Origin of the sequence: Oleiharenicola lentus, assembly GCF_051660365.1 — a bacterium.
In the GTDB taxonomy this organism is placed as follows: domain Bacteria; phylum Verrucomicrobiota; class Verrucomicrobiia; order Opitutales; family Opitutaceae; genus Lacunisphaera; species Lacunisphaera lenta_A.
Genome location: NZ_JBOZXB010000001.1, coordinates 1,468,131 through 1,493,827, shown reverse-complemented (window position 1 = coordinate 1,493,827; position 25,697 = coordinate 1,468,131). Strand labels below are relative to the sequence as shown.

The window sequence follows — 25,697 nt, the reverse complement described above, 5'->3', positions numbered from 1 at the left end:
ACACGAATTGTCGGGAGGAATTCCAAACCTGAAGGCTGGTTCGTGGAGTTTGTGAGATTCGTGTCGGCGTTTGAATGATTTAGGCGGAACGGAGTATTCCCGCTGCTCACAGGAGCAGGCTTTCTAAAAATCCGTTGCGAGCGGGTGATTTGTCGCAAAGATTCCCCGTCTTCGAAGATGGCCCAAGCCACGTCAAAAACCCTGAGCAAAGAACAGAAGCGGCAGCTGCTGCTGACCATGCTGGAAAGCCGGCACGGAGACCTGCGCGAGGAGAGCCTGAACCGGCAAGGCAAGGGACATTTCCACGTCAGCGGGCGCGGACACGAGGCCTTGGCCACCCTGGGCGCCCAGCTTGGCGCGGAAGATTACATTTTGCCGTATTATCGTGACCGCGGTTTGTGCATGGCGCGGGGCATGACCACGCGCCACCTCGCGCTCGAGTATTTTGCCAAACGCGATTCGGCGTCGCGCGGGCGCATGATGCCTTCGCATTTTTCGTCGCGCGAGATGAACATCGTCAGTGTGCCTACGCCGCTCGGCACGCAGCTGTTGCCTGCGTGTGGGGTCGCGTGGGGTATGAAGCTCGATGGGAAAAAAAGCGTGGTGGTCACCACGATTGGCGACGCCGCGACGCGCCAGGGCGATTTCTACGAAGCGATCAGCTTCGCGTTGGAGAAAAAACTGCCGGTGCTCTTTGTCGTTGAAGACAACGCCTACGGCATTTCCACGCCCACGCGGAAAACCAACCCACTTTCGCTCGCGGTGCTGAACGCGGCCCAGTGGCAACGAGTCGACGGCACGAATGTCGAAGATCTCCATGCTGCGACGCAGCAAGCGCTCGCGAAACTGCGCGCGGGCGAAGGCCCGGTTTTTCTGTGGTGCACCCTCGAGCGCCTTTCCAGTCACACCAGTTCGGACGATCACACGCTGTATCGTTCGAAGGAAGACATCGCTGCGATGGAGGCGCGCGATCCGATCCGCGTGCTGAAAGACGCGATGATCAAAGCCGGCGAACTGACGGCGGTCGAATTCGGCAAACTCGAAAACGATCTTAAGGAAAAAGTCCGCGCGGAATATGCCGAGGCGGAGAAAGCGGCCGATCCGCGCGCCGATGAGTTGTTGCTCGATGTCACCGGCGCGTCGCCGGATTTGGGCGAGCAACTTTTCAAAGCCGGCACGTATCGCATGGGCGACGTCATCAATAAGACGCTGCGCGCCGGACTCGATGCCGATCCAGGCCGCCTGATTTTCGGCGAAGATGTTGAGGATCCGAAAGGCGGCGTCTTCCGTCTCACGCAGAAACTCTCCACGGATTTTCCGGAGCAGGTGTTTAATTCGCCCCTCGCCGAATCGACGATCTTCGGCGTCGGCGGCGGGCTCGCGCTCTACGGCAAGCGACCGGTGTTCGAACTCCAGTTCATCGATTTTAGTTTTCCTGGTTTTAACCAGCTCGCGTCTAACCTCGCGAGTCTACGCTGGCGTTCGAATGGTGAATGGAAAGTGCCCGCGGTGTTCTACGCGCCTTACGGAGCGTATCTGCCGGGCGGCGGGCTGTGGCATTCGCAGGCGAACGAGTCCGCGTATGCGCATTTTCCCGGAGTAAATGTCGTCGTGCCTTCCACGCCGGAAGACGCGGCGGGCCTGCTTTGGACGGCGATGCATGGCGAAGATATCACGATTTTCCTCGCGCCGAAACACATGCTCTGGGCGGAAAAAGAAACGAAGGAAGCCGTGGTTTCGATTCCGCTCGGGCAAGCGCGGGTGTGTTCGGAGGGCGACGACCTGACGATCGTGGCGTGGGGGAATACGATGGAGAAAGCGCACGAAGCCATTGCGCAATTGCAGGGCGAGGTGAGCGTGGAGTTGATCGATCTCCGTTCCATCATGCCGTGGGACAAAGCCACCATCGAAGCCTCGGTGCGCAAAACCGGCCGGCTCATCGTGGTGCAGGAAGACACCGAAGCGTGCTCGGTCGGCCAGATGATTATTACGCATCTCATGAGCCAGCCACAATTGTGGGCGGCAATGAAAGCCCCGCCCGTGCTCATCACGAAACCGAATGTGATGATCGGCTATAATCCGATTTACGAATACGCCGCGCTTCCCACGGTTAATGAAATTGTCGACGCGATCTGGCGGAGCGTGGCGCTCGACGTGAGCAGGTCGGGCTTTATGCCCGACATGAACGCGTCGCTGTCGGGTATAAAGCCCAACCTGCGAAAGGCTGCCGAACCTGCGGGCCTGGTTTCGGGCGCGCCCGGCCACGCGCCGGCGGTGGTTGCCGGCACGAGCGACATCGTGGTGCGTGTCCCCATCATGGGCGAAGGACTGCGTTCGGCACGCGTGGTGAGTTTAAACAAGAAGCCCGGCGACGCGGTGAACCACGATGATGTATTGTGTGAGCTTGAGACGGACAAGGCGGTTTACCCCGTGGAAGCTTCGTTTGCGGGCACATTCAAAGAATGGAAAATCAAGCTCGATGAGACGGTGTTGATCGGCCAGGAAATCGCGCTCGTGATCGGCGATGAGGCCAGCGTCGCCAACGCGTCGCCGAAAGAAGTTTTCAAATCTGCTCCCGCCACTTCGACCGCAGCAAAAAATGCCGCGCTCACCCCAGCGGTCTCGCGTCCGGTTTCAACAGCGTCCGCCGTGGCGCCAACTCCCTCTGCTCCCATGAAAGGCAATGTCCGTCCGCCCGCGTTGCATCCCGCGATCACCAAGCGTCTCGATGCCGTTGTCCCGGCCAACATGCTCATGGATGTCCGTTGGGATGCGCTCCGCAAAGCCCGCGAAGAAGCGAAAGCTAAATTTGGAAAATCCGCCGCATCTCCTTCCGTCATGATGGCGTGGTGCATTACTCGCGCGCAGGAAAAGCATGCGAGTCTTCGCTGCATCGTCGGGAAGGATGGGGTGATTTACGAGCACACGGACTTCGAGCAAGGCGTCGCTGTCGCGCTCGAAGGCGACCGGCTCGCGACGGCGTCGATCGCGGGCGCGAATAAGCTTTCGTGGACTGATTTCTGCGCCGCCTATAATCGTGCGCTCGAGGAAACCCGCGGCGGCAAACTCACGGATGTGCAAGCGCCGCTGAACATCACCAGCCTCGGCGCGTTTGGCATCGAGAGCGCCACGCCGATCGTTGTGCCGCCGTCGGTCGCGACGATTTTCATAGGCGCCGCGCACGAGCGCATGATCAACGAAGGCGGCGCGATTTATCCCGCCGAGGTCATTACTCTTTCACTCACGTTTGATCACAAGGTCATGAACGGCGCCGGTGCGGCCGCATTTCTGCAGGACGTGAAACGCGAGATGGAAGGCTTTAAGCTGCCGGGCTGAGCGGGCAGATGAGATACAGGCGGAACCACCGCTAATTTACGCTCATTCTCGCTAATCAAGACAGAGAGAGAGTGAACCTTAAGACAGGGCTCCTTTCATCAGCAAATTAGCGAGGATTAGCGGTTAAATCCGGAAGATTAAAACTCACACCATCGGACGGAATTTGCCGACGACGTGGGTGAGGCACGCGGTGATTTGGCCGAGGGAACAGGTTTCGACGGTGGAGATGAGTTCGGCGAACACGTTGCCGCTGCCGCGGGTCACGTTTTCGAGGCGTTGCAGGGCTTCGGCGGATTTTTTGGCGTGCTTCTTTTTGAAAGCTTTGAGGCGCGTGACTTGCAGGCGTTGTTTCGCGGGCGGCGTGCGGGCGAGCGGGACGCTGGGCATCGGTTCGTCGGAAATGTATTTGTTGAGGCCGATGATGGGGCGCTCGCCGGAATAGATCTGCGTTTCGATGCGGTGGCCGGCTTCCTGGATCTTGCTGCGTTGGTAGCGTTGCTCCATCGCGGGAATGACGCCGCCGAGCGTGTCCATTTCGCGAAACACTTTGAGGATTTCTTTTTCCACCGAGCGTTCGAGTGCGAGCAAGCCGGGTGAGCCGCCGAAGAGGTTCATCGTGTGTTTAAAGAAACCCGATTCCTCGAGCAGGATCGATTGGCCGTGCGAAGCGAGAAGCGCGTATTTTTCCGTGGGCGTCGTGAACGGTTCGTCGGCGGAGTTGGAGTGACATGAATTGGTGTAATTCATGTAAGCGACCATCAGTTCGGCGGCGGTGCGCGTGAGGTTATTTTGAAACTCGGCCGCGATGAGGGAACGTCCGCTGGTCTGCGTGTGGAGTTTTAAAATCTGCGCTTTGGCATTCGCGCCGAAGACATCGCGCATGCCGATGGCCCAGATGCGGCGGCACACGCGGCCGAGCACGAGGTATTCGACGTCGAGCCCGCAGTCTAAAAAGAAAGAGAGGCGCGGGCCGAAGTCGTTCACCTCCGCGCCGCGTTGCTTGAGCAACTCGGCGTAAGTGAAACCGTTGGAGAGCGTGAACGCGGCTTGCTGCACGGGCGTGGCGCCGGCTTCGGCGATGTGGTAGCCGGAAATCGAGACGGGATACCACTTCGGCATGTTCGGCACGCACCACTCGATCATGTCGCAGAGAAACCGCAGCGAGGCGTCGACGGGGAAGATCACTTCGTTCTGCGCCTGCACTTCCTTGAGCATGTCGGCTTGGATCGTGCCGCGCAGATTCGCGACGCAATCGGGGCCGAAGCGTCGTTTCGCGGCGGCGATGAACATCGCAAGAATGACCGGCGCGGGCGCGTTCATCGTCATCGAAACGGACGCGTCTTTGCGGGTGAGGTCGAAACCCGCGAAGAGTCGCTGCATGTCCTCGACGGTATCGATCGCGACGCCGCCTTCGCCGACTTTGCCGAGCACGCCTTCGTGATCGGAATCGAGACCGTAGAGTGTGGGGCCGTCGAACGCGGTCGAGAGGCGCAGGCTTTTTTGGTGACGGTTTAAATATTTGAAACGCGCATTGGTGTCGTCGGCGAGGCCGAGGCCGGCGAATAGGCGCATCGGTTCCTCGCCAGTGGCCGTGTCTTTGTCCAAATACATTTCGCGATACGCCGCCGTGGCATACGGAAACTGGCCGGGTGCGCCTTGACCGAGCAGGTATTCAGCGATCGCGCCTGGCTCGTCAGTGTCGGGCAACGCGACGCGGGGGAGCGGAGTGCCGGTGGGAGATTGGGTGGTTTCGACGGCTGCGCGGAGTTGGGCAAATTTCGCGCGCAACTCGGCGGCGAATTTCGCATCGGTGCGGGCGCGTGCAGATTCGGCGGCGACGTGCGCGTTGTAGGCGTCGATTGAATCGGAGATTTTTCCGAGCTGGCTCATGCGCGGGCTCCTTTTTTGAGACGCTGTTTTTTCGAGGTAGGGGCCGTTATCCTTAACGGCCCTTGCGCGGCGGACGTGGATGGAGGGCGGTTAGGGATAACCGCCCCTACCTTTTGCCGCGGGGAGGCCGACCGGCCCGCCCGGAGGTCGGGCCCTACCTCAAGGCCTGCGACCTTCGCAATGGCCGTAAACAGGGCGTCAACGCCGGGATCGAAATGTTTCGCGGCGGTGGTGGGATAGAGTGACTGGTCTTGAGCGTTTTGATTTAGGCGCGCTTGGATTTCCGCTTTGGCGGTGTGTGCCATCGGATGGTCGCATTTGTTGAGCGCGACAAAATCGGCGCCGTTGAGCAGGGTAATTTTTTGCAGCTGAATCAGGCCGCCGTAGTAAGGCGCGAGCACGAACAAGGTGGCGTCGACGAGTTTGGGTTTTTTGCCGAAGATTTGAAACGGATCGCTTTCCTGGCCGACGCCGACGGATTCGACGAGGATCAGGTCGAACTCGCCGCTTTGTTTCAGAATCTCAATTGCAGCGGGCGAGGCGGCGGAAAGCCCGGTGAGGCTGCCGCGCGTTGCGAGCGACCGGAAGAAGACGCGGTCGTCTTGCGCGTAGATGGCGCTGACGCGATCGCCGAGGATGGCGCCACCCGAATCGGGATGGGAAGGATCGTTGGCGAGGAGGGCGATGCGGCCCGTCGGGTTGCTCCGTAGGAAGCGCGAGGTGAGTTCGTCGATGAGCGTGGATTTGCCAGCGCCGCCGGGGCCGGCGACGCCGACGACGAAGGAACGCTTTGCGTTCGGGCGAGCGGCAAAAGGCGAGAGGCGAGAGGTTTTGCTCGCGAACACAGCTTCCTCAGCGAGCGTGATCGCCCGGGCCAGGGCGCGGTCGCCGCGAAGTTTCCGGGTGAGCTTCGGCACGTGCGCGTAATCTTTTTTGATCAAAGCCATGATGTCGTCGAGCGGGGTGCCGGCGAAGAAGATGCGATCGGTGCCCTGGCGCTTCATGACGCGCTCGTCGGCTTGGGTGATCGTGCCGCCGCCGCCGCCGAAAACGGGAATGTCGCCATTGCCGCTTTTGCGCAGCTGGTCGACGACTTCCTTAAAAAACACGATGTGGCCGCCGTTGTAGGAGGAGAGGCCGACCACATTGACATCTTCCTGAATGGCGGCGCGCACGATGGCCGATGCGGGTTGATGATAGCCGAGATAAATGACCTCGATGCCGTGGCGCGCGAGTTCGATGTTTATCGTGGTGACCGCGCTATCGTGGCCGTCGCATACGGGAACGGCGGTCAGAATGCGGATTGGCGCGGCGGATTTCGGGGAGTTACCAACAGCCATGTGACAGATACGAATGCGACGGGCACGCAGGCGCAATGCCTGATCGTTCCCATTTAAATTCCTCCGGAAAACTCGCCCGAACGGAGTAGGGCAAACTTAGGCCGCTTGTCCGGCGCGAGGTAGGGGAATCGTGATCGAAACCGTGGTGCCCTTCGAGAGTTCGCTCGTGATGCGAAATTCTCCGCCGAGGCGAAACACGATGCGCCGCACCAACGCCAAGCCGAGGCCGAGGCCTTGTTGCTCGAATTTCTTGCGTTCGTGTTGCTGGAAGAGGCCGAGTTGCTGGAGCTGTTTCGGCGTCATGCCGCGCCCCTGATCGGTCACCTCGAGATTGAGCAGATCTTTCTCGGGCTTGAGCGTGATTTTGACCGGTGAGCCTTCTGCGGAAAAACTGAGCGCATTCTCAACCAACTCTTCCGCGAGCGCGGTGCAATCGGCGGGGCCGCAGGGCAGGGTCGCGCCGATGATTTCGGCGGTAACATCCGCCGAGCGCCGGTTGCGATCGACCGCGGTTTTAATGCCGGTGTTGAACGCTTCGGCGACTTTCGCGGCGGGTAACAAATCGGACGCCGGGCGGTTGGGCGCATCGAGCGAGATGATGTGGAGATAATTCCGCAGTGTGCGATGGAGGCGGCGGGCGGATTTCAGGATGTCGCGCGTCAGCTCGCGGATTTCGTCTTTGCTGAGATCGTCGAGCTCTTCTTCAAGAATTTCCGTGAGACCGAAAATGCCCGCGAGTGGGGTAAAAAACTCGTGCGGCAGCGTCGCGTGCAGGCTGGTGCGCAGTTGCTCAATCATGCGCGTCTCGAGGTGACGGCTGATCTCGGCACGTTTGAGGCGGGCCGCGACGGCGCTGGCGAGCGCGCCCAGCGAAAATGGCTTTAAAAGGAAATCGTCCGCGCCGAGCTCCATCGCCGTGCGGGTGTTGGCGTTGGCGGCATCGCCGGTCATGAGCACGAACTGGCGATCGGAAAGCTCGGGATCCTGCCGCAGCTCCTTAAGAAAACTTTTGCCGTCCTGCCCGGGCATATCGACGTCGCACACGATGACGTCCGGCAGGTTGGCGCGGGCGAGTTCGGCGCCGATTTTAGTGTTGGGCGCTTGGAGCGTCCGGTAGCCGTAGGCTTCGAGTCCTTCCACCAACACCGGCCGAAGTCGGGGATCGTCATCGATGACCAGCACCGTTTTCAAACCGACGCCGGCGAAGGGGGGTGTGGTCATTGAATCAGGCACGTGCGGCTGACTTTGGGGAGAAGTGTCGTCATGGCAATAATTGAGAAGCCTGACTTGCAATGACGGTAAGATGCCTTTCAAAAACCCTCGGCCGGCGTCTAATAATTCGAGCGCAAGGACGTTTAGTCCCCAACCCCATGAGCAATTACCCCGTTTCTCGGCGTCGATTTTTCGGACAGCTGTCCACGGTGGCGATGGCTGCGGTGATTCCTACTCTGGTGGAGGCGACGGACTCGGTGAAAACGCGCAAGCTGGGGGTGGCGTTGGTGGGATTGGGCGGATATAGCAGCGGCCAACTCGGACCCGCTCTGCGGGAAACAGAATTTTGCCGACTGGCAGCAGTGGTCACTGGCGATGCGCCGAAAGGCCGGCGCTGGGCGCGCGAGTATGCGTTCTCGGAAAAATTCGTCTACGGCTACGACACGATGGAGCGGCTGGCTGACAATCCCGAGGTCGACATCATTTACGTGGTCACGCCACCCGGGCTGCATGCGCAGCACGTCATCGCCGCGGCGAAAACGCGCAAACACGTGATTTGCGAAAAGCCGATGGCGACCTCGGTGCCCGAGTGCGACGCGATGATCGCGGCCTGTCGCACGGCCGGCGTGCGGTTGTTCGTGGGTTACCGGCTGCACTTCGAGCCGCATCATCTGGAATTTAAACGCATCGCGCAGGCTGAAGAATTTGGAGCATTTAAAATGCTGCGCGGCGCAAACGGCTATTCCATGGGCAGCCGTTCGTGGCGCGTGAACAAAAAACTGGCGGGCGGCGGGCCGTTGATGGACATGGGCGTTTACGTGATCCAAGCCGCGTGTATGGCTAAAAATGAACAGGCTCCCGTCGCAGTGACGGCACGCGTGCTGCCGGTGACACGCCCGGAGTTGTTCGACGAAGTGGAAGAAGCGATCGTATGGACGATGGAATTTGCGGACGGAGCGACTGCGGAATGTCGGTCGAGTTATGCGGAAAATATCAGCGAATTTCGCGCCGAGGGTGCGGAGGGTTGGGCCGAATTGCGTCATCCGGCATTTTATTATCGCGGGCAGCGTTTGGTGACTTCGACGGGCGAGCGGAGGTTCAATGCGCGTCAGCAACAGGCTGCGCAGCTCGATGCGATGGCCCAATGTGTGCTGGCCGGCCGCCCGTGCGTGGCCTCGGGCGAAATGGGCCGGCGCGACCTCGCGGTGGTGGAGGCGATTTACCGCGCCGCGAAATCGGGGCAGCGTGAAAGGGTGCCCGCGGGTGATTGGAAACCACCGGTATGAACATCGGGCGAGTTTGCGCAGTGATTTGTTTTGCGGTGCTCGGTCTGGGCGCGGCGGAGCCGGAGCGATTGTTGAGCGGAGCCGAACTGGCGGCGCTCGATCGGGAGAATGCACTGTGGCGGTTGATTCGTCCCGACGAGGAGGTTGCGCTGAATCTTGGCAGGTTGCGCAAAGCAGGCTTCAGTGAAGCGGAAATTAAAAGCGTGGAGCCGCGGTTACGCGCGTGGTGGGAGTTGCCGATGAAGCGGGAATTCGGGCGTTTGTCAGAGGAGACGGTCGAAAAAATTGCCGAGGTTGATGCGCGTCACGTGGCGCGGTTGCGCGCGGCGCGGCTGAAGCGCGAAGTGGGCGTGCAGTCGGAGGAATTCAAAGTCGGCACGCCGCTCCAAGTGAGTTTGCAGTGGCGGCGGGCGGTGTTGCGGGTGCTGGAGTATGACGAGATCGCGGAGTTTGCGTTTATGAATTCCGAGTTCGCGCGGCTCGTGCAAATCCACGCGGACCAGATCGTGTTGACGGCGGATGAGCGGCGCACGCTGATCGAGTGGGAGCGGGAATTTTTGGTCGTGCATGGCCGGCCTGAGTCGTGGGAAGGCGCGACGTCCAAGGTGCGCCTTTGGCATCAGCGCGCCCAGGAAGACGCGCACGATCGCATCCGCGAATTACTGGGTGACGAGCGTGCGGTGGAATACCTGGCGGGGGCGCATCCGCCGTTGGGTAAAATGTGCGACGCGATTGTGGATGAATCGGTGAGCGCGACCGCGTTGCTGAATCTCTGGAAGTTTCGCCGCGAGTATCGGCGTGAACCCGACGCGAGTTGGAACTATCAGCGACGGCTCGCGCGGTATGAATCCGCGCAGGCGAAAGTGCGGGAGTTTCTGGGAGAGGATGCGTATCAAAATTACACAAAACAAGCGGATGCGCGCTGGATGTTTATGCCTGCGGTAGTCAGGACGAAACGCTGAGAAAGTTCATGTTCACTGAAATCAAGTCGGTCGTGCGGTCGTTGCGGCGGGCGCCGGGCTATGCGCTCACGGTGGTCGCGATGCTCGCGCTGGGGCTCGGCGCGTCAGCAGCGCTTTACCGGACGGTGATGGATTCGATGTTTTACTACCGTGCTTACACCGACAAAGGGACGCTCGTGCGCATCTCGTCGAAGAGTCCGGAGAGTGTCTTTGCGGCCAATGTGTTTATGGGGCGATTTCTCGCTTACCGTGAATCGGCAAAGTCGCTCGCAGAGATCGCCGGCACGACCAGTGAGGCGGGCAATTTGGTGCTCAATGGTGATCCGCAAGCTATCTACGCGGTGAAAGTGACGACGAATTATTTTTCGCTGCTCGGGGTGACGCCGGTGCTCGGCCGCGCCTTTGTGCCCGAAGAAGGGCAGGCTGGCCGCGAGCGTGTGATGGTGCTTTCACACTGGTTTTGGAAAAACCGGCTCGGTGCCGATCCTGCGGTGCTGGGTCGCGAGTTCTTGTTTAATGAGGAAAATTATCGCGTGGTCGGCGTGTTGCCGGCGGAATTTAATCCGCCGCTGAGTATGTCGGGTGGCGCGGTGTATGTGCCGTATGTCGTGCCGGCGGTGGTGGCAGATCGGGACGTTTTTATGGGTCTCAACGTGGTCGCGCGATTGCAGGCTGGCGCGTCCCTTGAAAAAACGCAGGCGGAACTGCGCACGTTGCTGCCCGAGCGCGGCAAACCTTACGCCCGGGCGATGGAGAAATATTTGGCGGTGGTTGAACCGCTCGATGCGCCGGCCCCGTTCGAAAGCGTGCGGCGTTACGAACTGATGCAACGCACGGCTTTGGCAGCGGTGGGTTGTCTTTATGCGATCGCGACGGTGAATGCCGGCGGACTCATGCTCGTGCGGATGCTCAAGCGGCGGCGCGAACTCGCGATTCGGTTTTCGCTCGGCGGATCGCGGACGGAGATTTTCCGTCTTTTGATGTGGGAAGGATTGTTGCTCGCCGGCGGTGCGATTGTGTTGGGTGCGGTGTTGGCAAACTGGTTGATGCCCGTGCTGCTTTCGTTGGCGGAAGAAAAGTCCGGGAGTGGCTCGGGGAGCGGCTGGACAGGATTTTCGCTGGAGCCGGGCGCGATCGGGTTGCTGGCGGGACTTGGCGTGGCGAGTGGGCTCGGGATTGCGGCCGCGATGACGTTAGTGCTTTCACGTGCAGATCTCGCCGATGTGATGAAAGACGGCAGCGCGGGCGCGGGAGAGAGTCGTCGCACGACTTGGTTGCGCGGTGGGCTGGTGGTCGTGGAAGTCGCGCTGGCGGTGGTGCTGCTCGCAGGTGCCGGGCTCATGTTGCGCACGTTTCAGCAATTGCAGGATGTGAAGCCGGGCTTCGATCCGACGCAGCGTTATCAGGCGCGAATCGATCAGACGAAACTGAGTTCGCTGACTCCGGCCATGCGTCAGGAGAAAATAAACCAAGTGCTGGAGCGGTTGCGCGCGGTGCCCGGAGTTTCGGGCGTCGGCGTCACTTCGACGATGAGTTCGGAGTATTTCAGTCCGTGGCAAAATTTGCAGATTGCCGGTGCAGGTGACGCGGCGAATGCGCCTGTGCAGGCGCAGGGCGTGGCGGTATCGGCGGATTTTCTGGAAGTGCTCGGCGTGCCGTTGAAGGCCGGGCGCACCTTTGGCGGGATGCGGCCGGGCGATGCGCCGGCGGTCGTGATTAACGAGTCGATGGCGCGCGCCTATTTCTCCGGGCGCGATCCGCGTGGCGAACAACTCGTGTTATCCGCGAAAGAGAAATGGGAAATCGTCGGCGTGGTCGGGGATACGCGCACACTGCGCCACGAGGCGAAACCAATGTTTTATTACCCGGTGTGGTTGCGCGGAAATATGGCCAGCCAGTTGGTGATTCGCACCGCCGGCGCGCCGGGAGCGTCGTTTCAAAAGGAACTGCGGCGCGCGGTTTACGAGGTCGATCCGAAGTTGGTGCTCACGGATGTGTTTTCCGTGACGCGCCGGATGGAGTTGGAGGTGAGTCAAGAGAGCCGGGCGTTGTCGTTGTTGAAAGTGTTGTCGGGACTGGCGCTGTTTCTCGCGGTGGTCGGACTCGGGGCGATGATGGCTTACACGGTGGCGCAACGGCGCGGGGAATTTGGCATCCGGCTCGCGCTCGGCGCGACGGTCGAGTCCGTGCAATGGCTCGTGCTGCGGCGCGGCCTCGTGCTGGTGGCGCTGGGCGTGACGGCGGGTTTGAGTTTGGCGTGGGTGCTGGCGCGATTCCTTGAGGCGCTGCTTTTCCAAACGAAAGGTCACGACCCGTTGACCTACGGCGTGGTGGGAATGCTGATGCTGCTGGTGGCGTTGCCCGCGTGCTGGTTGCCGGCACGACGCGCGGCGAGCGTGGATTTGGCGAAGTTGCTGCGCGCGGAGTAATCAGCGTCACGGGGTGCGCGAGCTTCGCGTGCGCAGATTTCAGATTGCGTCAGGCAGTGTAGTTTTCTCTAATGAATGTAGAGTTCATTAGTGAACTCTGCGCTTGGTTCCTGCCGGCGTGCTTTCGTTACCTTCAACCCCCACCTCCTCATGAAATCCTCTTCGTTTCGCGGGCGCTGCTTTGGCGTCATTGCGTGTATGTCGGTTGCGACCGTGACCGCTTTTGCGGCCGGTCCTTACGGCAATCGCGATAACCTCGATAAAAGTGACACCGCCGAAGGCCAATACCCGATGCCGTATCACTATCCGAAAGTGGAAGAGGTGACGGCGGTGTTGCAACGCGTGCACGCCCATCTCGAACACGCGATGACGACGGGGATCATCGACTCGAAGACGCGCGAGAAAATCACCGACTTGAAAACACCTGTGGCCACAGCGGTGGCGTCGCGCGGGGAGGAAGATGGCTTTCCGCAGATCGCCTACGCAACCGGGGTGACGTATTCGGGTATGCTGCACGCGGCGGAGGTCACGGGTGATCCGCGCTACAAAAACTTCGTCGCCGAGCGGCTGAAGTTTCTCGCCGAGGCGATTCCTTATTTCCGCGCCCAGTCGGAAAAATTCGGCGTGCCGCAGAATAGCTATCGCGCGTTGTTCGCCACGGACTCGCTCGACGACAGCGGTTCGATGGCGGCGTCATTGATCAAAGCACGGTTAGTCGGCGCGGGCCCGGATCTTTTGCCGAGCATCGAGCACTGGGCGAGTTATGTGCGCTATAAACAGTTCCGCATCGCCGACGGCATGCTCGCGCGGCAACGCCCGCAGCCCGAATCGCTCTGGGCGGACGACGCGTATATGTCGATTCCCGCGCTCACGCAGATGGGCCGGCTCACGGGCGATCGCGGTTGGTATGATGAAGCCGCCAAGCAAACGCTGCTGTTTGCGAAGCATCTATTTAACGCGGAGAAAGGCCTCTACATGCACGGCCGGAATATGAACCAGCCGCTTAACCCCGAGTTTTATTGGGGCCGTGCGAACGGCTGGGTGATTCTCGCGCAGTGCGAGTTGCTCGATTATTTGCCGGAGGATCATCCGGATCGTCCGAAGATCCTCGAGCTCTACCGCGCGCACGTGAAAGCGCTCGCGCAGTTGCAATCGGGCGCGGGACTCTGGCGGCAGCTGCTCGATAAAGAAGATTCGTTTATCGAATCGTCGTGCACCGCGATGTTTGTCTACGGCATCGCGCATGGGGTGAACCGCGGTTGGATTTCGCCGGTGGCCTATGGCAGCGTGGCGCAAGCCGGCTGGCTCGCGCTGGAAAAGCAGGTCAACGAAAAGGGTCAACTTGAGAACTCCTGCGTCGGCACGACGTTCGCGAGCGACGCGGTGTATTATTACAATCGTCCGGTGTCCGCGCATCATGGTCACGCCTATGGCCCGGTGTTGATGGCCGGCGCGGAAATCATCCGTCTGCTGCAAAACAACGGAAAACTCTTCGATGTGAAGCTCCAGTTCCGCACGTATCATTACGTGCCGAAGAAGTCATGAATTGAAGGTAGGGGCCGTTATCCTCAACGATCCTGCGGGAAGTGAGCATCGAACAGGGCGGTTAGGGATAACCGCCCCTACCTTAAAACCTCGGCCCGCCCTGCGTCGGACAGATCCGGGGTGCTGCGGCCTGACCTTAGAAATCCGCCGTGCCGGGGGTGCGCGCGAACGGAATCACGTCGCGGATGTTGGCGACGCCGGTGACGAACATCAGCATGCGTTCGAAACCGAGGCCGAAGCCGGCGTGGGGCACGCTGCCGTAGCGACGCAGATCGAGATACCACCAATAGGCTTTCTCGTCCAAGTGGTGCAGCGCCATGCCTTCTTTGAGGAGATCGAGGCGCTCCTCGCGTTGCGAACCACCGATGATTTCGCCGATGCCGGGCACGAGCAAATCCATCGCGGCGACTGTCTGGCGCTCCGCCGACTCACCGTCGTTTTTGCGCATGTAGAAGGCTTTGATCGCGCGCGGGTAATTATAAACCGTGACGGGACACTTGAAGTGTTCCTCGGCGAGGTAGCGTTCGTGCTCGGACTGCAAGTTGTCGCCCCACGACACGGGATGCTCCCACGTCTTGCCGCTCTGCGCGAGAATCTCGATGGCTTCGGTGTAGCTGCAACGTTGGAACGGACGCTCCAACACGAAGTCGAGGCGCGTCATCAATTCCTTGTCCACGAACTTGGAGAAAAATTCCAAGTCGGCGGCGCAGTGTTCCTTCGCATCGCGGATGAGGTGTTTCACGAATGCTTCCGCGAGATCCATGTTGCCTTGCAGATCGCAGAACGCGACTTCGGGTTCGATCATCCAGAATTCTGAGGCGTGACGCGACGTGTGCGAATTTTCCGCGCGGAATGTCGGGCCGAACGTGTAGATATTGGAAAGCGCGGTCGCGAAGATTTCGCCTTCAAGCTGACCGGACACCGTGAGAAACGTTTTCTTGCCGAAAAAATCCTGCGCGTTGTCGATCTGGCCATCTTCGGTTTTCGGCGGATTGGCGAGGTCGAGCGTGGTGACGCGAAACATGTCGCCCGCGCCCTCGGCGTCGCTGGCGGTGACGATCGGCGTGTGGACGTAGAAGAAATTACGTTCCTGGAAAAACTGGTGCACGGCATACGCGAGGCGGCTGCGCACGCGGAAGACGGCGCCGAAGAGATTCGAGCGCGGACGCAGGTGCGCGATCTCGCGCAGGAATTCCAGCGTGTGGCCTTTTTTCTGAAGCGGGTAGGTGGCGTCGGCTTCGCCGAGCACTAAAAATTTCTCCGCGACCACTTCCCATTTTTGGCCGCCGCCTTGGGAAGCAACGAGTTTCCCGCGCACTTCAACGGAAGCGCCGGTGGAAGCTTTGGCGACTTGCGCGTAGTCGGGCAGAGTGGCGTCGACGATGACTTGCAGGCCTTTGAGGCAGGAGCCGTCGTTGAGTTCGATGAAGGAAAATGCTTTCGCGTCGCGGCGGGTGCGCACCCAGCCTTGAAGCAAAATCGAATCGAGCGGCGTAGTGGAATTATGAGCGTCTTTAACGAGAAGGCGTGACATGACTTTTTGTCATGAGCGAACGCCGCCGATGCGTGCTTGGCAAATCAGGAAACGCGGATTTGCAGACCTCGTTGCCGGGACGGGCTCAACTTTCCACTTTCACGTGGCTCGCGGCGACGAGGCCGCCGTCGAGGGCGGACAGCGTGAGTTCAAACGGCGACCAGTAGCGTAGTTGGATCGTCAGCACGCGTTCCGCGCCCGTGCCGGTGATTTTGTAGGAGCCGACTTGATCGAGGTTGGAGATGTCGAAAAATACCAGCATCTCTTCCACGACTCCCTTCACGGGATGTAATGTGAACGGCACGCGCACATTGAGGTTGTCGCGTTGTGGTTTGCCGGCACTGAGCGTCGGCGCGGTTTCGTCAGCGGCGAGGAGGTTGAGGCGGATGTTGGAGTTCACCGCTTTTACGCCATCGTCAGCTTGCACGCTGAGGACGCAACTGCCGCCGTCGGACGAAGGGGGCGGGGTGATGCTGAGAAACGATTGGCCGTTGGCATCCTGCTCCACCTGCATGTCATTGGTGGCGAGAATGGACGAGGTGCAACTGAAGACCTTGACGTTGACCTTGTCTTTTTCAGTGCCGCCTTTGACGTCGATGGGGATCTTGATTTTGCCTTTGTGGGCGACGTCCACTTGGGGTGGCACGGTCATTTTGAGATCCGGTTTATCCATGAAGCGCAGAAGCGGGGCCTGCGCCGTGTAGGCGTTGCCCGCGCCGGTGTTGGTGAAGGTGAGCTCATGCACGGTGCCCGTGTTGGTCTCAATGAGCCGCGCGCGCGGCACGACCGAACTGTTGTCCTGACGGTCGATTTTGAGCGTGATGTCCGCGGCTTTCGGTCCGGAGCGACGCGCTTGGTCGGTAAGGTCGAGCACTGCGCGGACGGTGTCGGGATTGTTGCGGCCTTCGAAACCGTAGCGTCCACCGTTGTAGTTGAACGCGAAGTTTGGGGCGAATCCCACGCTGGCCGCGGCCTCTTTGGTGGTGACGCCGGCTTTAAGGCTGAACTCATTGCGATACGTTGGCGGGAGATCGACCTGCATCACCACCGCAGGCACATAATCCCGGGCCGGCGTGATCCAGAAAACTTGGTTTGCATAGAGTCCGGGCTGACGGTCTTGGGCCTCCTCTTCATCGCGCGGGCCGTATAGCGCCGAGTAATGCAGCCAGCGGAAACCACGATTCCAGTCGCCGACGCCCCACGAGTTGGCGATTTTCAACGCGCCTTTTTCACCGGGGTTGACCTCGCCGTCGCCATTCAGGTCGACCCAGAGATCGTCGTTGTAGCCCACGATCGTGATGCAGTGGTTGCCGGATTTGAGGCCGACCACGGTGGCGATGAATTCGCCCACGTGCGAGGCGTCGAGCCGGGAGCCGGGGTTGTCCACGATGAATTCCTTGTTCCACGCGTCGATGGCGGTGGCGGCCGTGAGCACATGGCCGTTAACGAGGAGGAGTTTGATGCGACGCAGGAACATCACGATGTTCTTTTCCTGCACAGTCCCGAAACTCTCGATGCGATGTTCGAGCGCGCCCTTCCAGATGTTCGCGTCAGTCGGCCACTGGCGGATGTTCAACGTCGGCGTGGGGCTGCCACGGTAGGGCACTTCTTTGAGCGAAGCGGCCCCGTGCGCCATCAATGCGGTGTAAGCGCGCACTTGGAACGCGCCGAGATTGTTGCCGTTGTTGATCAAGTTGAACGTCCACTGCGGCGAGAAACGCATCTCGGGCGTCGCGCGTTTCTGATCCCAGCCGCGGGCGAGGCCGGTCATGTGGGTGAGCTGGTAATACGTGGTCGCGACCGACGTGCAGGAATTGAGTTCGCCTTGGTTAAAGATCGGCGGGAAGCACGGCAGCGTGCTGTTGTCGATCTGGCGCGGGAAATTCACGAGCTCCTGCTCTTCGGTCGCGTCGCCGTGGGCCTCGGCGTAACGTTGGGCATGCACGCCTTTGCCGGGCGCGCGGACTAACCGGCCATTCGGAGGCGGGGCGGAGCCGGGGACGTTGTTGTGATAATCGACGATCAACCGACGCAATCCGCGCAGGTTGAGGTAAACCTTTTTGATTAAACTGCCGTGTGCGCTGAGCAGCTCACGATCATGCGCAGTCGGCTCTTCCCAGCCGCGCCCATGTGAGTTCGGCGTGGTATCGATGGCCTCGGCGGAGTGGGTCTGGGCCCGAAGCACGGCCACGATGACCACCGTGGCAATGACTGAGATCAACGCGGCGAGTTTCGTTCGCATGGGGAAAACTTTTTCGGAGGAGTCGTCCGAGTCAAGTGGGGCAAATACCTAGACGCGCCTGGCGATGAAATTTCTCAAATCTGCCTGATACTCCACATAGGGTGTTCCCCCAAGAACCGGGTCGCGCCGCGGGTATCTAAACCAGCGTATGAACACTCCAAATAGCACCCTTAAATCTTCGCGGATTATTCCGCTGCTCTCTCTTGCCTCGCTCGCGTTGTTTGCGACGGGCTGCGGTTCCTATCCTGAATCCAATGTGGTTTCCGCGCCGCCTCCGCAGGTGGTGCAACCGCAACAGCAACAGGTCATCGTCACGCAACAGCCGGTCGCCGCGCAAGTGGTGACGGCGACGCCGCTCGCCAACGGTCAGATTCTCATCAATCAAGCGCCGCCGGTGCAGCAGCAAGTCATCGTGACTCAACCGGCGCGTCCATCCTCATCCCATGTGTGGGTTGAAGGCTATTGGACGTGGCGCAATGATCGCTACGAATGGGTCGCCGCGCACTGGGAAGTGCCGCCGTTCTCCGGTGCGAAATGGGTCGCCCCACGCTCCGAGCGTATCAGCGAAAACAATTATCGTTTCTACGAAGGCTATTGGAATTAAGCCTGCGAATTGAAGGTAGGGTGTGAGCCGATAGTGCACTGCAAGGTGCAGCGAAACGGTGGGTGCGCCCTACCTTCTCCAGTTAACACCCAAAATAAAAAGCCGGTGCGGATTAATTCCCACACCGGCTTTTTTGCGCGCTCACGTTTCCGAATTTGAGGCGGGGCCATCAGCCCTGGGTGTTACCAAATTCGACATCGCCTCGCGGGGCTGATGGCCCCGCCTCCAACTTTGAGGACTCCTCAGCGTTCGATTCCTACCGGATAGAGCAGGTAACGCTCGTCGTAAAACTTGGTGCGTTCGTAAAACCATTGCAGGCGCGCATCGGCGTTCTTGGCGAACTCGGCATCGCCCGCAAGTTTGGCTTCGAATTCGGCTTTTAACGTGGCGTCGCTCGCGAGCATTTTTTCCGCCATCGGCGCAACGATGTAGCCTTCGATGTATTCGGTGCGTTGGAGGATTTCCGGAAAAAATCCCCACGCGAGCAATGAGTCGGCACTCTCCGGGTCAAGCAGCGCGATGGCGAGATCGCCGAGCGGTTGATCCGTCGGCACGCGCACGGAACCGGCAAGAAAAGTGACGCTGCCATTTTCCCGTGTGACTTTGCCGACGTTGAGCAGATGGCGGCTCTCGAACGGTTGCGCGGCGGCCTTCGCCCCGACGAGCCGGGACTGCTCCACGCTTTTCGTAACAGGGTGCGCGATCCGTTCGAATTGAATGCCGTGGCGTTCAAGCCGCGCGATGACTTCGGGTTTCGACGCCGGCACCCAAAATGATTTTGGGCGGCGCAATTCCACGCCCGGCTTGGTGTTCCAGTGGACGATGAGATCTTGGTAAGTCTTCGGCGTGCCGAGCCAGCGGACCTCTTTGATGCCCGAAGCAGGTGAAACGTATTCGTCATACGCGATGCCGAGGAAATCCATTTTGCGGTGCTCATCGGAATTGCCGCTCCAGTTCATCGCGACGGTCGCAGGCCGGGCCTGCGAGTCAGCGGCGATGGCCGACGTAAGCGCGGGACCGTGGGCGGCGAGGGTTTTTAAAGACGCTTCCAGCAACACATACGTGCCGAGCACGCGTTGCTTATAAGGTTTGAGCGAGTGATTTTCCACGAGCACCGACGGGACATGGCGGAGGTCGCCGTAGGAATTTGAGAAACGCGGATTTGCCGCGCCCATCGAAATGCCTTCCGTCAAATCGCGATTGTTGACGGCGGCGATGTAGGGCCCGGGAATGTGCCCGGCGGATTTTAGCGCGGCATCCATCGCGGGCCGCCAGGTTTTATCGAGCCACGCGCCGCTTTTTGGCGACCACGCGAAGCTTCCATCCCAGCCGTGAAACGTGTAGGTGATGTCGTATTGGTAATCGATGCCGTCGGTGACGTGCAGGTCGAGGTAGAGCGCGGGTTGCCACTGGTTGATGAGGCGTAGCATCGCAATCATCTCGCGCGCGTCGGCTTTCGCGTAGTCGCGATTCAAATTCAGATTCTGCGCGGAGGTGCGCCAGCCTTGATGCACCGGCCCGCGTTGATTCGGGCGATTCCACGCGGAGGAACGCTCGTGGCCATCAGCGTTGAACACCGGCACGAACAGGAGATTAACCTCATCCACGAGCGACGCTTTCCCGCCAAACGCGATGTCGCGTAGCAACATCATGCCGGCGTCCTTGCCATCGATTTCACCCGAATGAATGCCGGCTTGCGCGAGCAGCGATGGTTTTACGCGAGCAGCGGTGGCGTCACCGTTCGATGCGATGACCAGATACAGCGTGCGACCTTCCGGCGTCTGGCCGAAGGCGCGCATCTCGATGAGAGGCGAGGCGGCGTCAAGTTTTCTCAGCCAGGCGATCGTTTCGTCGTAGTTCGGCGAATCTGTGAGGCCGGTTTTTTCGGAAGGCGTGATCCACGGGTTATCCGGTTTGGCGATGAGTGCTTCGCTCGCGCCCTGCCACGCGGGGGCGGGCGGGAGAAATTCGGTCTGTCCGAAGGCAAAAGTCGTGGCGACCAAGCTCAGGTTGAAAAGGGAAGCGGTGAAGCGCATCGCTTCAGCCAAGAGCGAAAACCAAACGAGCTAAAGACAAACTCGACCAAGCGTTCGACACCTGCGGTGAAATTTTTCCGACAGATGAAATCTACGCGCTTTCCAAGGCGTCAAAATCAACGATGTTCGTGCCCATGTCTCTGCCCCGTTTCGGCTTTTTGATCGCCCTGTTGCTCGGCCTGCATTCAGCCCTGATTGCTGCGGAAAAAACGTTTGTCATCACCGATTACGGCGCCTTGGCCGGCGGTGAGAAACTTAACACCGTGGCGATCCAGGCTGCGATCGACGCTGCTGCGGAATCGAAAGGCGGCACGGTCGTCATTCCGGCGGGCGTGTTTCGCAGTGGTTCAATTTTCCTTAAACCGGGCGTCGCGCTCCACCTCGAAGCCGGCGCGGTATTGAAGGGTTCGGAAAACATCGAGGACTATCCGAAACGCCGCACCCGCATCGAAGGGCATTTCCCCGAGTGGCGCATGGCGTTGGTCAATGCGAGCGAGATGACCGGCCTGCGCATCTCTGGCGAAGGCAAGCTCGACGGGAGCGGGCCGGTTTTTTGGCGCGCATTTTGGCAACGGCGAAAAGAGAACCCGCAATGCACCAACCTCGAGGTCGAACGCCCGCGCTTGCTGTTTATCGATCGCTGCACCGACGTGCGGATCACGGGCCTTAGGTTGGAGGATTCGGGTTTTTGGAATCTGCACCTCTATCGCTGTCGTGATGTGACGATTGAGGAGCTGCGCATCACGATTCCGAGTTCGACTCCCGAGCTCGCAGCGCCGAGCACCGACGGCATCGATATCGACAGTTCGCAAAATGTAACCGTGCGCCGCTGCTTCATTTCAACGCACGACGACAATATCGCGCTGAAAGGCAGCAAAGGTCCGCTCGCTGATCAGGACAAAGACAGCCCGCCGGTCGAAAATATTTTGGTGGAAGACACCACCGTCGGCTCGGGCAACGGTCTCATCACCTGCGGCAGCGAAGCGACGCTCGTGCGCAACGTGACCGTGCGTAACTGTGTGATGATCGCGCGCGCGACCATGCTTACGATCAAGCTGCGTCCGGACACACCGCAGCATTATGAAAATATCCTGATCGATGGCGTCCGGCTAGAAGGCAACGGCCGGCTGTTCAACATGGCGCCTTGGACGCAGTTCTTCGATCTCAAGGGCCACCCGCCGCCGACCCGTCGCGTGAATAACATCACGGTGCGCAACGTGAGTGGCAGTTACCGCACGCTCGGCACCCTGCGCGGCAATCCCGGAGACGTGCTCGAGGATTTCACTTTGGAAAATATCGCGGTCACGCTCGCCGACGAAAAATTCACCGTCGGCGAAATCAAAAACCTCGCGCTCAAAAACGTCGTCGTAAACGGCAAGGCGCTGGAATTGCCCACGCGGTAAGGCCCGACCTTCCGCCGTCGCGCAAGGCTACGGCGGACAAACCGGGCGGGCCGGGTAGGGCGGTTATCCCTAACCGCCCTTTCGTGCACACGCGTTATTCCATTCGAAGGGTGGTTAAGGATAACCGCCCCTACCTCAAATGCGACTGAGCGCGCCATCGAGCACTACGCTTTCATTCCCACGCGTCTCGATCCGCGTTTCCTTTCCGCCCACCCGCACCACGCACGGACGTCCGAGTTTAGATCGCAGAGTGATTTTTTTCGCTGCTCCATTTTCCCAGGTGACATCGACCTCGAATCCATCGCGCGCACACAAGCCGGCAAATGATCCCGTCGGCCAGGCTTTCGGCAGTGCTGGCAAAATATCGATGGTCACCATGCGCTCGCCTTCCGAGTCGGCCGCGGTGAATTGATGGCTCTGTAACAACATCTCCGCGATGCCCGCCGTCGCGCCGAAATTGCCGTCGATTTGAAACGGCCCGCAGAGATCGAACAGATTCGGGAGAGTGCGTTTGGCGAGCAGTTGCGAAAGCTGGCTATAAGCGAATTCACCGTCGCCCACTCGTGCCCAGAGAGGGATGCGCCACGCGTAGCTCCAGCCCGTGCTGCCTTCGCCACGGCCCTTGAGCAATACTTTGGCTGCGTCGTAAACTTTCGGGTCGGCCGCCGTGATATCGGCCCCGGGATAAAGTGCCCATAAAGGCGACATGTGGCGGTGGCCGTTGTTAACTTTATCCACGTCGTCGAGCCATTCTTGAAGTTGACCATGACGGCCGATGAGATGCGGCGGAAGTTGCGGCAGCAGCGTTTCGAGTTCAGCGGCAAATGCCGGGTCGAACTCCCGCGCGGCTTCCGCCGTGGCCGTCCACAATGCACGGATCAGCTGAATATCCATGGTCGGCCCAACCGTGAGCGTGCCCTGCTCGGGCGAAAATGACGGCGACGTGACGAGCCAGTTGCGCGTCGGCTCACGCACCAGTGAATCGACGAAAAATAACGACGACGCTTTCATCGCGGGATACGCGCGTTGCTTCAGGAATTTTTTATCGCGGGTGAACAAGAAGTGTTCCCACAGGTGATAACTCAGCCATGCGCCGCCGGTCGGCCAGAGGCCGTCGATATTGTTAATCGGCGCCGTGCCGCGCCAGAGATCAGTATTGTGATGCACGACCCAACCGCGACTTTTGTAGAGGGATTGCGCAGTGCGGCGGCCGCTCACAACGAGATCGTCGATGAGATCGAATAACGGCTCGTGACACTCGGCGAGGTTGGTGAGCTCGGCGGGCCAGTAATTCATCTGCGCGTTGATGTTAGTCGTCCACTTGCTTTCCCATGGCGGATCAAGCAGCTCATTCCACACTCCCTGCAGATTCGCCGGTTGCGAACCCGGTCGACTGCTCGCGATCAGGAGGTAACGCCCGTAATCAAACTCGAGCGTCGCTAGCGCTGGATCGGCATCGATGTTTTTGGCCGCGCGCACTTTTTTCACGCGCTCGTCGGTGGGCAATTCGCTGGCCGGTGTGCGCCCGAGATCGAGGGTCACGCGGCGGAAAAGTGTTTGGTGATCGGCGGTGTGCGCCGCGAGCAACGTCGCAAAATCGCGTCCGTCGAGATGGGCGAGTGTTTTCACGCAACGCTCCGCCGGATCGGCGGAAATGTCCTCGTAATTCACAAAACTCGTTTCCGCAACGAGCAGCAGGGTGACCTCGTTTGCATTTTCCACCGTAAGGATGTCGCCCTCGGTTTTGACCAACCCATTGCTGGGCACGGCGCGCACGCGTGATTCAAAGCGCAGTCCATCGGCCTGCACCGAGCCACTGAGTTGCAGCGCGTCGTGGCCGAGGACATGCGCGGCGGAGTTTTTGTGCGGCGAAGTCATCCTCAGCGAAAATGAAACTTTGCCCGGCTGGCTCGCGCTGAGGCGCACGACGATCGCGCGATCCGGATAGCTCGCAAATACCTCGCGCGTGAACACGACCTCGCCAATGCGGTAACGCGTCGTGGCGACGGCGGTATCGAGATTCAGTTCACGGCGGTAATCGGTCGCGGCTTCGTGACCCGCGAATTGGAAACGCAGATCGCCGAACGGCTGGTAGGCTTTTTGACGGACGGGATCGCTGAGGAGCTTGGTCTTGCCGAGTTTGACGGCCTCTTCGAATTTTCCTTCCGCGAGGAATTTTTGCACCTCGGGCAAAACTTCGCCGGAACCGGCGCGCACGTAGTCGTGCGGCTTGCCCGTCCACAGCGTGTCTTCGTTGAACTGGATGCGTTCGCTCGCCGTGCCGCCAAAGATCATGGCGCCGTGCCGTCCGCTGCCAACGGGCAGGGCTTCCTCCCATTTCGCCGCCGGTTGCTTATACCAAAGCGTCGCAGGCTCGGCGAATAGCGCGCCGGGAATGACGAAAACCAAAAGCAAGCGCAGCGGGGTAAACATGGTGTGCAGTCGAGACGCGCGCCAATGGCTAGGAGTTTCCTCTCGGAGAGATTATCTGGAACTCAGGAAATCAGAAAACGCCTCGATTCAATCACTCAAATTCTCTGGTTCGTTCCTGATTTCCTGAGTTCCAGATAAAGTCTCTGGCTTCGCGTGTTTAAATTTCCATCGCCCGAGGTGAACGAATTCGTTTCGCTGGAAGGCGATGTTAACTGTGTGGAGGGAGAAAATGCGTTCCTTGGGGCCGGGGTTGTTGCTTGCGGCGGCTGGGATCGGCGCGGGCGATGTCGTGGTGGCGTCGGTGACGGGCATCAAGTTCGGCACGACCCTCCTGTGGGCGGTGGTGTTTACGGCGGCGTTGAAATTTGTGCTCACCGAAGCACTCGCGCGCTGGCAACTCGCGACCGGCGAAACGGTCGTGCGCGCGTGGATCACGCGGCTGCCGCGCTGGGTGGGAATTTATTTCGCGGGCTACCTCGTGCTGTGGACGTTTCTCGTCGGCGCGTCGCTCAGCAGCGCATGCGGGCTCGCGGGCGCGAGTTTGTTTCCCGGATTAAGCGTGCCGGTGTGGGGCGCGATTCACGCGGTCGTTGCTGCGTTGCTGGTCGGACTGAATCGCTACGCGCAATTTCAACGCGTGATGAAAGGGCTCATCGCGATCATGGCGCTGTGCGTGCTCGTGTGCGCGGTGCTGTCGAAACCGTCGGTGACGGACGTCGCGAGCGGCTTGCTGATTCCGCGCGTGCCGGCGGAGGGCGGTGGCGCGGCGGTGCTGGCGTTGCTCGGGGGCATTGGCGGGAGCCTGACGGTAATTTGCTACGGTTATTGGATGCGCGCAACGGGGTGGAGCGGCGCGGAACGGCTGCCGCAGGTGCGCGCGGACGTGCGGCTGGCGTATGTGTTCACCGGACTCTTCGGCATCGCGCTCGTGATCATCGCCGCCGGCGTGCACGCCAACGCCATCGGTGGCACGCGCATTGCGCTCGAAGTCGCCGCGCGTTTGGAAAGCTCCGCGGGCCCGGCCGGGCGCTGGATGTTTCTCTTTGGATTCTGGTGCACCGTGTTCACCGCGATGCTCGGGGTGTGGCAAGGTGTGTCGCAGGTGTATGTGGATTTGTTCGCCGCGTGGCGTCGTCAACCCGCCGTGGCGAGCAACGCCGAGGGCCGGCAAAGCCCGGTGTTTATCGGCGCGTTATGCTATATCGCGATCCCGCCGCTCGTGCTGCTGTGGTTTAAGCAACCCGTTGCCGTGGTCGTGACGTTCTCCGTCGTCGGCGCGTTCTTCATGCCGTTCCTCGCGGGCACGCTGCTCTACCTCAACAACCGTCGCGACTGGGTCGGCTCCCTCGCCAACCGCAAACTCGGCAACGCAGCGCTCATCGTGTGTTTGCTGGTCTTCGGAGCGGTTTGCGTGCGGGAGCTTTGGAGCGTTTTTTAAATCTAAG

Annotated in this window: 15 protein-coding genes; 8 read left to right on the top strand and 7 right to left on the bottom strand. The window is 60.1% G+C overall.

Annotation, left to right across the window (positions count from 1 at the left end; translation table 11 throughout):
- The first annotated feature begins 177 nt into the window (after positions 1-177).
- Positions 178-3,336, top strand: coding sequence for a thiamine pyrophosphate-dependent enzyme (locus ACRRQW_RS05400; protein ID WP_438480240.1), 3,159 nt, complete (start codon positions 178-180; stop codon positions 3,334-3,336).
- Between the two features lie 144 nt (positions 3,337-3,480).
- Here ACRRQW_RS05400 and ACRRQW_RS05395 read toward each other — a convergent pair whose 3' ends face one another.
- The 3 genes from ACRRQW_RS05395 to ACRRQW_RS05385 all read right to left on the bottom strand — a co-directional run bounded on the left by ACRRQW_RS05395 (position 3,481) and on the right by ACRRQW_RS05385 (position 7,787).
- Positions 3,481-5,226, bottom strand: coding sequence for a methylmalonyl-CoA mutase family protein (locus ACRRQW_RS05395; RefSeq protein WP_438480239.1), 1,746 nt, complete (start codon positions 5,224-5,226; stop codon positions 3,481-3,483).
- The gene (locus ACRRQW_RS05390) at positions 5,223-6,566 is read right to left on the bottom strand and encodes a cobalamin-dependent protein (protein WP_438480238.1); all 1,344 of its coding nucleotides are present in this window, start codon (positions 6,564-6,566) and stop codon (positions 5,223-5,225) included. Before ACRRQW_RS05390 ends, ACRRQW_RS05395 begins: the two co-directional genes overlap by 4 nt.
- Before the next feature lie 96 nt (positions 6,567-6,662).
- Positions 6,663-7,787: a hybrid sensor histidine kinase/response regulator gene (locus ACRRQW_RS05385; protein WP_438480237.1), complete on the bottom strand. Its 1,125-nt coding sequence runs from the start codon at positions 7,785-7,787 to the stop codon at positions 6,663-6,665.
- Between the two features lie 149 nt (positions 7,788-7,936).
- Here ACRRQW_RS05385 and ACRRQW_RS05380 point away from each other — a divergent pair, with 149 nt between their 5' ends.
- The 4 genes from ACRRQW_RS05380 to ACRRQW_RS05365 all read left to right on the top strand — a co-directional run bounded on the left by ACRRQW_RS05380 (position 7,937) and on the right by ACRRQW_RS05365 (position 14,000).
- Positions 7,937-9,064, top strand: coding sequence for a Gfo/Idh/MocA family protein (locus ACRRQW_RS05380; RefSeq protein ID WP_438480236.1), 1,128 nt, complete (start codon positions 7,937-7,939; stop codon positions 9,062-9,064).
- A complete protein-coding gene (locus ACRRQW_RS05375; RefSeq protein ID WP_438480235.1) occupies positions 9,061-10,026 on the top strand; it encodes a hypothetical protein in 966 nt (321 codons plus the stop codon). The genes ACRRQW_RS05380 and ACRRQW_RS05375 overlap by 4 nt, the downstream gene beginning before the upstream one ends.
- Before the next feature lie 8 nt (positions 10,027-10,034).
- On the top strand, positions 10,035-12,455 hold the full coding sequence (locus ACRRQW_RS05370) for an ADOP family duplicated permease (RefSeq protein ID WP_438480234.1): 2,421 nt from the start codon (positions 10,035-10,037) through the stop codon (positions 12,453-12,455).
- 150 nt (positions 12,456-12,605) lie between these two features.
- Entirely contained in the window at positions 12,606-14,000 is a 1,395-nt protein-coding gene (locus ACRRQW_RS05365; protein ID WP_438480233.1) for a glycoside hydrolase family 88/105 protein, read from the top strand.
- A 136-nt stretch (positions 14,001-14,136) separates the two neighbouring features.
- On the opposite strand, the gene asnS is transcribed toward ACRRQW_RS05365, so the two are convergent.
- Both asnS and ACRRQW_RS05355 read right to left on the bottom strand, forming a co-directional pair.
- Positions 14,137-15,534 carry an asparagine--tRNA ligase gene (gene asnS / locus ACRRQW_RS05360; RefSeq protein WP_438480232.1) on the bottom strand — a complete coding sequence of 466 codons (1,398 nt, stop codon included), beginning with the start codon at positions 15,532-15,534 and terminating at the stop codon, positions 14,137-14,139.
- Positions 15,535-15,619: 85 nt separating this feature from the next.
- Positions 15,620-17,776 carry a hypothetical protein gene (locus ACRRQW_RS05355; protein ID WP_438480231.1) on the bottom strand — a complete coding sequence of 719 codons (2,157 nt, stop codon included), beginning with the start codon at positions 17,774-17,776 and terminating at the stop codon, positions 15,620-15,622.
- Positions 17,777-17,924: 148 nt separating this feature from the next.
- Between ACRRQW_RS05355 and ACRRQW_RS05350 the strand changes: the two genes are divergently transcribed.
- Entirely contained in the window at positions 17,925-18,380 is a 456-nt protein-coding gene (locus ACRRQW_RS05350) for a YXWGXW repeat-containing protein (RefSeq protein WP_438480230.1), read from the top strand.
- A gap of 242 nt (positions 18,381-18,622) precedes the next feature.
- Here ACRRQW_RS05350 and ACRRQW_RS05345 read toward each other — a convergent pair whose 3' ends face one another.
- Positions 18,623-20,416 (bottom strand): M14 family metallopeptidase, encoded by a 1,794-nt coding sequence (locus ACRRQW_RS05345; protein WP_438480229.1) that lies wholly within the window; start codon positions 20,414-20,416, stop codon positions 18,623-18,625.
- Between the two features lie 134 nt (positions 20,417-20,550).
- Between ACRRQW_RS05345 and ACRRQW_RS05340 the strand changes: the two genes are divergently transcribed.
- The gene (locus ACRRQW_RS05340; RefSeq protein ID WP_438480228.1) at positions 20,551-21,819 is read left to right on the top strand and encodes a glycoside hydrolase family 28 protein; all 1,269 of its coding nucleotides are present in this window, start codon (positions 20,551-20,553) and stop codon (positions 21,817-21,819) included.
- A gap of 135 nt (positions 21,820-21,954) precedes the next feature.
- Here the strand turns inward: ACRRQW_RS05340 and ACRRQW_RS05335 are convergent, their stop codons facing one another.
- The gene (locus tag ACRRQW_RS05335) at positions 21,955-24,252 is read right to left on the bottom strand and encodes a glycoside hydrolase family 95 protein (RefSeq protein ID WP_438480227.1); all 2,298 of its coding nucleotides are present in this window, start codon (positions 24,250-24,252) and stop codon (positions 21,955-21,957) included.
- Between the two features lie 229 nt (positions 24,253-24,481).
- Between ACRRQW_RS05335 and ACRRQW_RS05330 the strand changes: the two genes are divergently transcribed.
- The gene (locus ACRRQW_RS05330; RefSeq protein ID WP_438480226.1) at positions 24,482-25,690 is read left to right on the top strand and encodes an Nramp family divalent metal transporter; all 1,209 of its coding nucleotides are present in this window, start codon (positions 24,482-24,484) and stop codon (positions 25,688-25,690) included.
- Positions 25,691-25,697 lie beyond the last annotated feature (7 nt).

Bases quoted from the DNA above. Each gene is read 5' to 3' on its own strand.
- ACRRQW_RS05400 (WP_438480240.1), top strand. From the start codon at position 178: ATGGCCCAAGCCACGTCAAAAACCCTGAGCAAAGAACAGAAGCGGCAG.
- ACRRQW_RS05395 (WP_438480239.1), bottom strand. From the start codon at position 5,226: ATGAGCCAGCTCGGAAAAATCTCCGATTCAATCGACGCCTACAACGCG.
- ACRRQW_RS05390 (WP_438480238.1), bottom strand. From the start codon at position 6,566: ATGGCTGTTGGTAACTCCCCGAAATCCGCCGCGCCAATCCGCATTCTG.
- ACRRQW_RS05385 (WP_438480237.1), bottom strand. From the start codon at position 7,787: ATGACCACACCCCCCTTCGCCGGCGTCGGTTTGAAAACGGTGCTGGTC.
- ACRRQW_RS05380 (WP_438480236.1), top strand. From the start codon at position 7,937: ATGAGCAATTACCCCGTTTCTCGGCGTCGATTTTTCGGACAGCTGTCC.
- ACRRQW_RS05375 (WP_438480235.1), top strand. From the start codon at position 9,061: ATGAACATCGGGCGAGTTTGCGCAGTGATTTGTTTTGCGGTGCTCGGT.
- ACRRQW_RS05370 (WP_438480234.1), top strand. From the start codon at position 10,035: ATGTTCACTGAAATCAAGTCGGTCGTGCGGTCGTTGCGGCGGGCGCCG.
- ACRRQW_RS05365 (WP_438480233.1), top strand. From the start codon at position 12,606: ATGAAATCCTCTTCGTTTCGCGGGCGCTGCTTTGGCGTCATTGCGTGT.
- asnS (WP_438480232.1), bottom strand. From the start codon at position 15,534: ATGTCACGCCTTCTCGTTAAAGACGCTCATAATTCCACTACGCCGCTC.
- ACRRQW_RS05355 (WP_438480231.1), bottom strand. From the start codon at position 17,776: ATGCGAACGAAACTCGCCGCGTTGATCTCAGTCATTGCCACGGTGGTC.
- ACRRQW_RS05350 (WP_438480230.1), top strand. From the start codon at position 17,925: ATGAACACTCCAAATAGCACCCTTAAATCTTCGCGGATTATTCCGCTG.
- ACRRQW_RS05345 (WP_438480229.1), bottom strand. From the start codon at position 20,416: ATGCGCTTCACCGCTTCCCTTTTCAACCTGAGCTTGGTCGCCACGACT.
- ACRRQW_RS05340 (WP_438480228.1), top strand. From the start codon at position 20,551: ATGTCTCTGCCCCGTTTCGGCTTTTTGATCGCCCTGTTGCTCGGCCTG.
- ACRRQW_RS05335 (WP_438480227.1), bottom strand. From the start codon at position 24,252: ATGTTTACCCCGCTGCGCTTGCTTTTGGTTTTCGTCATTCCCGGCGCG.
- ACRRQW_RS05330 (WP_438480226.1), top strand. From the start codon at position 24,482: ATGCGTTCCTTGGGGCCGGGGTTGTTGCTTGCGGCGGCTGGGATCGGC.